The organism is Meiothermus hypogaeus, assembly GCF_003574035.1.
In the GTDB taxonomy this organism is placed as follows: domain Bacteria; phylum Deinococcota; class Deinococci; order Deinococcales; family Thermaceae; genus Meiothermus; species Meiothermus hypogaeus.
Window position 1 is genome coordinate 1 of record NZ_QWKY01000108.1, and the last position, 8,408, is coordinate 8,408.

Annotated in this window: 7 protein-coding genes; 3 read left to right on the forward strand and 4 right to left on the reverse strand. The window is 60.4% G+C overall.

Annotated features, from left to right (window positions below; genetic code table 11):
• Window positions 1–124: 124 nt before the first annotated feature.
• Entirely contained in the window at window positions 125–655 is a 531-nt protein-coding gene (locus Mhypo_RS16275) for a GNAT family N-acetyltransferase (protein ID WP_119342305.1), read from the reverse strand.
• Window positions 656–715: 60 nt separating this feature from the next.
• Window positions 716–3,298: a S8 family serine peptidase gene (locus Mhypo_RS18780; RefSeq protein WP_119342310.1), complete on the reverse strand. Its 2,583-nt coding sequence runs from the start codon at window positions 3,296–3,298 to the stop codon at window positions 716–718.
• Between the two features lie 282 nt (window positions 3,299–3,580).
• On the opposite strand from Mhypo_RS18780, the gene proS reads away from it, so the two are divergent.
• Together proS and nth are read left to right on the forward strand one after the other, a co-directional pair.
• Window positions 3,581–5,014, forward strand: a complete 1,434-nt coding sequence (gene proS, locus Mhypo_RS16285; protein WP_119342306.1) for a proline--tRNA ligase — start codon at window positions 3,581–3,583, stop codon at window positions 5,012–5,014.
• A 144-nt stretch (window positions 5,015–5,158) separates the two neighbouring features.
• The gene (gene nth / locus Mhypo_RS16290; RefSeq protein ID WP_276309763.1) at window positions 5,159–5,800 is read left to right on the forward strand and encodes an endonuclease III; all 642 of its coding nucleotides are present in this window, start codon (window positions 5,159–5,161) and stop codon (window positions 5,798–5,800) included.
• 3 nt (window positions 5,801–5,803) lie between these two features.
• Here nth and Mhypo_RS16295 read toward each other — a convergent pair whose 3' ends face one another.
• On the reverse strand, window positions 5,804–6,037 hold the full coding sequence (locus Mhypo_RS16295; protein ID WP_119342308.1) for a hypothetical protein: 234 nt from the start codon (window positions 6,035–6,037) through the stop codon (window positions 5,804–5,806).
• A gap of 124 nt (window positions 6,038–6,161) precedes the next feature.
• Here Mhypo_RS16295 and Mhypo_RS16300 point away from each other — a divergent pair, with 124 nt between their 5' ends.
• Window positions 6,162–7,124, forward strand: a complete 963-nt coding sequence (locus tag Mhypo_RS16300) for a Stp1/IreP family PP2C-type Ser/Thr phosphatase (RefSeq protein ID WP_119342309.1) — start codon at window positions 6,162–6,164, stop codon at window positions 7,122–7,124.
• A 644-nt stretch (window positions 7,125–7,768) separates the two neighbouring features.
• Here the strand turns inward: Mhypo_RS16300 and Mhypo_RS16305 are convergent.
• Window positions 7,769–8,408, reverse strand: a 640-nt coding sequence (locus Mhypo_RS16305) for a hypothetical protein (RefSeq protein ID WP_206074943.1), incomplete at its 5' end; no start/stop codon positions are given.

Here is an 8,408-nt window from a genome sequence, read left to right on the forward strand (position 1 = left end):
AAAAGCTCAAAGCCTTCCTCCTGCCCCGCCGTCATTACGCTTGCCTCTCGCAACTCAAGCAAGCCCTTTTGCATGCCTTAGGTCTACTGGGGGCTGTAGAGGTAAAAATCTGATGTGGAGATACTTAGTAAAAAATGGGTGGTCGGCTCGACATCCATTCCTCGGGCAGCAGGCTGTACATGTAGAAGTCCCACGGTTCCCCGCGAATCCATCTCCAGCGGCGCAGCAGCCCCTCGCGCCGAAAGCCCAGCTTTTCCAGCGCTCGCTGCGAGCGGGGGTTATGCACATGGGCAATGGCCTGGATGCGGCGCAAGTCCCAGGGCCCAAAGGCAAAATCGAAGAGCACCACCTTGGCCTCGGTGTTGAGGCCGGTGCCCCAGTAGGGCCGCCCCAGCCAGGTCTCGGTCTCGCCCAGCTTGTTGGGCCAGTCCAGGTGCAACCCAATCACCCCGGCCGGTTGGCCCTCGGTCTCGAGGATGAAAAAGCCTTCCTTGGCTTGCAGGCGCTCCAGGTACTCGTAGGTTTCGTGGAGGCTCTGGTGGGGGCTCCAGTAAACGAAAGGGGCCAGCTCGAGGTCGGACATCAAAGCAAACAGCGCCTCGGCGTCCTCCGGGCGCGGAGGGCGAAGCAGCAGGCGGGGGCCGCGCAGTTCCATGTACTCCCAGCATACGAAAAAAGACCCGCCGAAGCGGGTCTTAGAGCACGGCTGGCTGCTTTAGGGGCGAGCAATGGTAATGACCGGAGAGGTCCAGGACTCCCAGTCGGCTGGGTTTTGTACCTTGCCGGTGGGTTTGAGCACCCGGATCTGGAGCTTGTACTGTCCGTTGGGCACAGCCTGGAACTCGCTGGGTACCGGAATCTTGTTGCCGTAAACGTCTTCTTTTTGGTACTTGGTGATGCGGGTGCCGTCCCAGGGAATGGCAAAAAAGCCATTGGCTAAGGAGTGGCGCGGGATATACTCGCCGTAATCGGCCCGGTTGAACTTGGGGTGGATGGGGGCGTTGGTGGCCGCATCCAGAATCACCATCTCGTAGACCTGGGCGCCATGCTCAAAATGCACCAGGAGCTGCGGTACGTCGTTGCCTTGCAGGGTAAAGGTACCGCCGCTGGGCAGGATATCGTAGTCGGTGCCGGCTGCGTTAAGCTTACCCAGCAAGGGGAAACCAAAAGCCGTTGGAGTGAGAATCCGGATGGCTTGGTAGCCGCCTTGCATACCCACGTAGGGCACGTTCATCTTGATGCCCGCACCCATCGGATTCAGAATTATGTAACCCCCATACAGACCTTTGGCAGGTAGCCCGGCTGGAGGGGTAATGGTTACGGTAAGGGTGGCCTCGCCCCGGGCAGGAACGGTGATCTGGCTGGGGCTGAAGCTGACCGTTGCGGCCGCTGTAGTAAAAGTGGGCGCGTAAACACTGCCCTGTGCCGAGGGCCCGGGCACATGTGTGGGGCTATAGATGACGGGCACGTTGCTGCGGTTCTTTAGCTCCAGCCGCTGGGTGTGAGAACCAGCCTTTTCGGCGAAGGAGATGGCCGATGGGGTCACGGTAACGCGGTTTTGCACTGCGGCTACGATGTCGATCATGCCAGCGCCCTCGCGGTAACTGGTTTCGGGTAAACCGCTGATAGGCGCCAGGGCAAAGGGCTTGGGCATGGCTGTATTCTGCAGGTACTTGCGCACCTCGCTGGGCCGTTGGGTGCGCCAGAAAGCCGGGTTGCCCTCCAGCAGCAAAGCCACTGCGCCAGCCACGTGGGGCGAGGACATGGAGGTGCCGCTCAAAATGGCATAACCACCTTGCTCCAGGGGTACGGCCGAACGAATGAGGCCGCCGGGTGCGCCTAGATCGGGTCTGAGTTTCAGGTCTTGACTCAGACCCCAGGAGCTAAAGCTGGAAATAAGGTTTCCGGTGGGGTTGGCTACCTGGGTGGTATCGGGCGTCCAGGTCAGGGTGGTGGGGGTGGCCAGGGCCCGTAAGGCCAGGCCATCGGCCTGGGAGATGCTGATACCAAATTTGCCCGAAACACCGGCCACGCCGCCGCCCGCAAACAGGCCAGTGGTGTTGTTATGAATGATGACACCCACCGCACCGGCCGCAACTGCTTTTTGGTATTTCTCGTTGAAGGTACAAGTTCCCCGCTCGATCAAGGCAACTTTACCGGCCGGGTCGGCCAACAGGGTATCGACATTGCAACCCCGGCCCACCCAGACTACTTCGGCGCTGACGCCGCTGGTAGGGGGTGCTTCGGCACCGCCCAGCACCAGGTAACCCAGGGGGTTGCCGGTGGCATTCACAATGGCTTTCTGGGCGTTCACGCTGATGTTATCGAAGGAGGCCACGCTGATTACGCCCTCGGTAGCGGCAGGGTCACCGGTGGCAAACAAGCCCAGGTTGCCGTTGTTCCCTGCCGAGGCTACCACCACCGTACCGCGCTTGACCATTTTGGTAATGGCCTTACCCAGCACGCTCCAGCCGAAGGGTGAGCCCAGGCTCATGTTCACTACGTCCATGCCGGCGGTCTCGGCCCGCTCGAGGGCAGCCAGGATCACATCGTCGCCGGTAGAACCCTCGCAGCCAAACACCTTGTATGCTCCAAAGGTGACCCCAGGGGCCACCCCGGTGATCTGGCTGTCCTTTCCGCCCACAATACCTGCCACATGGGTGCCGTGGCCGTCGCAGTCGTCGGGGTTGGGGTCGGGTACAGGGGTCGACTTGGCGGGGTCGGAGGCATCGTAATCGTCGCCCACAAAGTCGTAGCCGTCCACAATCCGGCCGGCAAAAGCTGGGTGCTGCAGGTCGATGCCCGAATCGATAATGCCCACCTTCACGCCCCGCCCGGTAAGACCAAGGTCGTTCTGGGCGATATCGGCCCCGGTTTGGGTAATGGCGCTGGCCAGGTCGGGATTGGCCGCTTCGCGCGGGGGCAGTTTGTAGGTGCCGATGGGATACACCCCTTCGACCCCAGGCAAGGTGTAGAGCAGCTTGCGGTTGTTGCCTGGCACTTCGACAGAGAAGCCGTTGAAGAGCTGGGTGTAGGCGTATTGTATTTTTACGCCGGCAGCCTGCGCAGCCTGCCGGAAGGCAGCATGCTGGGCCTGGATGCTTTGCAGGCTAATGCCATCGTTCACGGCGCCGCCCGACAGCTCAACGAACCAACGACTCGGGGTCTCGTCTACCATCTGGCCGGTTGGGGCCGGGGGTAGGCTGCCGATTACCTCGGGGGTGGGTTGGCTGCTCCTGGGGCCTCCGCAGGCCGCCAGAATCGCAGCTATGCTAACTAGTAAAGCTAACCTTCTCACTCGTACTCCTTTCACTTTTGCAATGCTCTGTAAGTAGGGCACTCCACCGCAAGACTCTTTTGTTGGGCCTATAGCACGTAGTACAAGTAGTAGTTACTTAACTTGGCCGGATCACCCCTTTCTGAAGCTTCTATGTGAAGACGTATCTAATCCTAAGTCTTTTGGCGTGCTTGCAGGTTACGGTAGGCAGTTAATTAGACGTTTCATCAAGACTGGATTCGTTACATTTTATTTTATTGCGACCAGAACCATTTCAGGCTTCATCCGCTATGATGGGTCGGTATGGCGAAGGACAAAGGCCTCATTCCGCAATCTGAGGATTTTAACGAGTGGTACAACGAAGTGGTGCTCAAGGCCGACCTGGTGGACTATGGCCCGGTGCGCGGCACCATGGTGGTCAAGCCCTATGGTTATGCGCTATGGGAAAACATCCAGCGCGAGCTCGACCGCATGTTCAAGGAAACCGGACATTCCAACACCTACTTCCCCCTGTTCATTCCCATTAGCTTTTTGCAAAAGGAAGCCGAACACGTGGAAGGCTTTGCCCCCGAGCTAGCGGTGGTGACCCAGGCTGGGGGCGAGACCCTGGAAGAGCCCCTGGCCGTGCGCCCGACCTCCGAGACCATCATCGGGCATATGTGGGCCAAATGGATCCGTACCTACCGCGACCTGCCCCAGCTCTTGAACCAGTGGAACAGCGTGGTTCGCTGGGAGTTACGAACCAAGCTCTTTTTGCGTACCACCGAGTTCTTGTGGCAGGAGGGTCACACCGCCCATGCCACCCAGGAAGAAGCCGAGGAAGAAACCCGCCGCATGGCCGGGGTGTACGCCACGGTGCTGCGCGAGTGGTGCGCCATTCCGGGCTGGGAAGGCCCCAAGACCGAGTCGGAGAAGTTTGCCGGGGCGGTGTACTCCATCAGCTACGAGGCCATGATGCGCGATGGCAAGGCCCTGCAATCGTGCACTTCGCACTATCTGGGTCAGAATTTCGCCAAGGCCTTCGATATTCAGTTCCAGGACAAAGACCAGCAGAACAAATACGTACACACCACCTCCTGGGGCTTTACCACCCGGGTGGTGGGGGCCATCGTGATGACCCACGGCGACGACAAGGGCCTAATTCTGCCGCCCCGGCTGGCCCCCATCCAGGTGGTGATTGTGCCCATCTATAAGGCCGAGACCCGCGAGACGGTTCTGCCTGCGGCAATCCAACTGGCCGAGCAACTCAAAAAGATGGGCATCCGGGTCTTCCTCGACGACCGCGACCAGTACAGCCCTGGTTTCAAGTTCAACGAGTGGGAGCTGAAGGGGGTGCCGCTGCGCCTCGAGCTAGGGCCGCGGGATGTGGAAGCCGGCACGGCGGTGTTGGCCAGCCGGCTGGGGGGCAAGGAGACCGTTCAGGTTTCCGAATTGCCGAACCTGCTTCCGGGCAGGCTCGAGCAGTTCCAGCACGACCTTTACCAGCGGGCCTTGCAGTTTCGTGACGAGCACACCTGGGAAGTAGATAGCTATGAGGTGTTCAAAGAAAAGGTCGAGCAGGGCTTTGTGAAGGCATTTCATTGCGGCGAAAAGGACTGCGAAAAGCAGATCAAGGCCGAGACCACCGCCACCACCCGCTGCATCCCCTACGACGAGCCCGAAGCCCACGGAAGCTGTATCCGCTGCGGCAAGCCCAGCGCTTACGGCAAGCGGATTTTGTTCGCCAAGGCGTACTGAAGTATGCCCAGGGTTGAGGGTCAGCAAGGCCGAAGGCCCAAAGCCAAAGGCCAGAAGCTGAAAGCAAAGAGCCATGAGCCGAAGGCCAAAAGCCCAGAGCTGAGGGCGCAGAGCCGGGGTAAGGGGTCAGCGGGGAAGAGGCTGGTGTCCCTCAAAAGCAAGAAGGCTCGAGCGGCCAGGGTGCTCTCGGTCATGGAGCAGCTTTACCCCCAGGCCGCTACCGAACTGGCCCACACCAACCCGTTTGAGCTGCTGATTGCCACGGTGCTCTCGGCCCAGGCCACCGATGCCTCGGTGAACAAGGCCACCCCGGCCCTCTTCAAGCGCTTTCCCGATGCCTTTGCCCTGGCCCAGGCCCGCCCTGAGGAAGTCGAGCCCTACATCAAGACCATCGGCCTGTACCGGAGCAAGGCCAAGAACCTGGTCATGCTGGCCCGGAAGCTGGTCGAGGAGCATGGGGCAGAGGTGCCAATGGATAAGGCCAAGCTGCGTGCGTTACCGGGGGTGGGCTGGAAGACCGCCACGGTGGTGCTGGGGGCAGCTTTTGGGGTGCCGGGCATTGCGGTGGATACCCACCTGACCCGGCTGGCCCGGCGGCTGGGGTTGTCGGAGCAAAAAGACCCCGAGAAGATAGGGGCCGACCTCGAGCGCCTGTTCCCCAAAGAAAAATGGGTTTTTGTTCACCACGCCCTGATTTTGTTTGGCCGCTACCGCTGCACGGCCCGCAAGCCCCAGTGCGAGGGCTGCCCACTTTGGGCCGAGTGCTTGAGTAAGGGGGCCTGGTAAGGGTCAGTCCTCCCAGCGCTGAACACGCTGGGGTAGCCTGCGCCAGCGGCCCCGGCGGAACCTGCTCTCCAGCCGCCGCCACCCATAGGCCAAAGCACCGACAATACCGGCCCCTACGGCCAACACCCACAATGTGGTGATGAGCCAGAACACCAGAAACAGCCCCACCGTTCCGGCCAGCACCAGCAAAAGCACCCCTACAGGGCCCCGCGGAAGATTGAAATAAAACTGTCTCACACACTCCAGAGTAGGGCAAAAGCCATGAGGCAAATGATGAGACCACTGCAATTGGGCTGTAGAACCAACGGCTGGGTGATTTTTGGCCTCACTTTCCCCTGGGGTGGCCTATAATGCCCCTTGTATGCCAGGTTCCGACAGCCTCCCGATGGTTTTCGCAGCGGCCCTGACCGACCCAGGCCGCAAGCGGGCCCTCAACGAGGATGCGGTGAACCAGCTCGTCACCAGCTACGGGGGTATTTTTATCGTGGCCGACGGCATGGGCGGGCACCGAACCGGCGAGATAGCCTCACAGATGGCGGTGAGCCAGATTGTCGAGGTGCTCAAGCGCAGCGAGCCCTCGCCGCAGGGTTTGCTGGAAGCCTACGAGGCCGCCAACGAGGCCATCTACCTGGCCGGACAAAAGCCCGAATCGCGGGGGATGGGTACCACCTGTACGGCCCTGTGGCTCGACCTGCCCTATGCCCTGATTGCCCATGTGGGCGACTCGAGGGCCTACCTGCTGCGCGACGGGGAACTTTTGCAACTGACCCAGGACCACTCCTGGGTGGCCGACCGGGTGCGCCAGGGCCTCTTGACCGAGGACGAGGCCCGCAACCACCGCTGGCGCAACGTCATCACCAATGCCCTGGGCTCGTTTCCCAATGCGCGGGTGGATCTGGTAGGCCTCAAGGTGCGGCCTGGCGACGTGTTTTTGCTCTGCTCGGACGGCCTCAGTGGCGTGCTAGAAGACAAGGTGCTTGCCGAGATGATCCTCACCAACCCCCCCGAACCGGCGGTGGCCAAACTGATCAAGCTAGCCAACGACTGGGGCGGCCCCGACAACATCAGCGCGGTGGTGGTGACCATAGGTAGCCAGGTGGCCGAGAGCCCCAAACCCTACGCCCTCCCGCTCGATGCCAACAACGGCCAGCCGGTACACCTGCAAAGCGGTACGGATCCAGAAGTGCTCACCACCCAGATTGCCGAACCGGAGAAAAAGCCAACCTTCTGGCAGCGCTGGGGCAGTGTGATTTTGCTTTTGCTGTGGTTTGGCCTGCTGGGCTTCGTCTTGTTCAACCAGCTGGGCAGTGGCGCAACCCCGTAATACCAGATTCGGTTAGTTCGTCACCAAAGGGTGACGAACTAACCCGACCGAAGGGAGTGCTCTAGGATTCAAAAAGACAGCCTCTAGTGTTTTTGGTTTTGTAAACTGTCTTTTTGAATCCGGTATAAAGGATATTCTCCTCACCGCTGTGGGGTAGAAAGCCTTTCCGGAAAAGTAGTTGTATGCACTGAAAGCAGAACGAGAGGGAGGCAGGTTCTGGTTACGGGGTGCTATGCGGAGGCATGGGAAGTCCTGCAAAAACCAACAGGCCGATCCTCCAAAGGTCGCCTGAAGGTCTTTCTTGTTCAATCCAGGCCTTACCGAAATTGTAGAGAGTGGTAGGCTTCGGGGGTCAACCTGTTTTTAGAGGCTGCCTTAAGACCCTCCCAGACGATACAGCAGACTCAAGCGGGACTATGAGCTTCTGCCCGAAACCAGGTAAACCTTCATCTACGTCGCAATGATCCGCCTTATGGTTAGAAGATTGGCTTCCTAGAGCCTTATCAGACAGTCTCTCAGACACCTTCACCCTGCCTCCCGTGTGATGTCCTGAGTCTTTTGCCCCAGCGCCTCCTCCATCACCTCCCTCGGCGTCCAGTAGCCCAACCCCGAGTGCAACCGGTACACCGTGGCAAAGCCCCGATTCAGTTGCCTCTCACCCGCAGCCCGGTGCGCCCGTTGGAGGCGTTCAGAACCACGCGTAAGAGCTTCACATCCGTAACCCCGGCGGGCCGGTTGAGAGCGGGGCTGGTGTTGACGGTGCGTAGCGGCTCAAGTTGGGCCTTCACGAACTCGAGGTCAGGCTGGGCACCCACAACCTTGTTGGTGAGCGCCGGGTAGTCACTCACAACCTGCGAAACCTGCCCGGCGGGGGCAGTGGTATCCCGCCAAAGCTGGTCTACCGGCTTGTTGGGGGCAGGGTCGGTGAAAAGCGGGTAGTGGTTACCGGCTCCCAACACCTGGGTGTTTCTGCCGTCTCCGGCGAACTCGAGTCGGGAGGAATCGCGGTGGTCGAGCTGAGAAGAGATAATGCTCAAGCTCCCGGCGTAGTCGGAGGTGCGCACCAGCGGCTGACCGGGAAGGATCACCGACAACATCAAGCTGCCCAGCGCCAATCGCCCGCCGGACTGTGCCCCGAGGTCGATCAGCGGGGCCATGATGGTGGGGTTACCTTCATACCACATGCCAGTCACGACCAGTCGCCCCCCCTGCCGCACCTCGAACAGGCTGGAGCCTTGCGAGGAAGCTCCCGTCAAAAAATCAACCCGCCCCCCGCCCCCAATC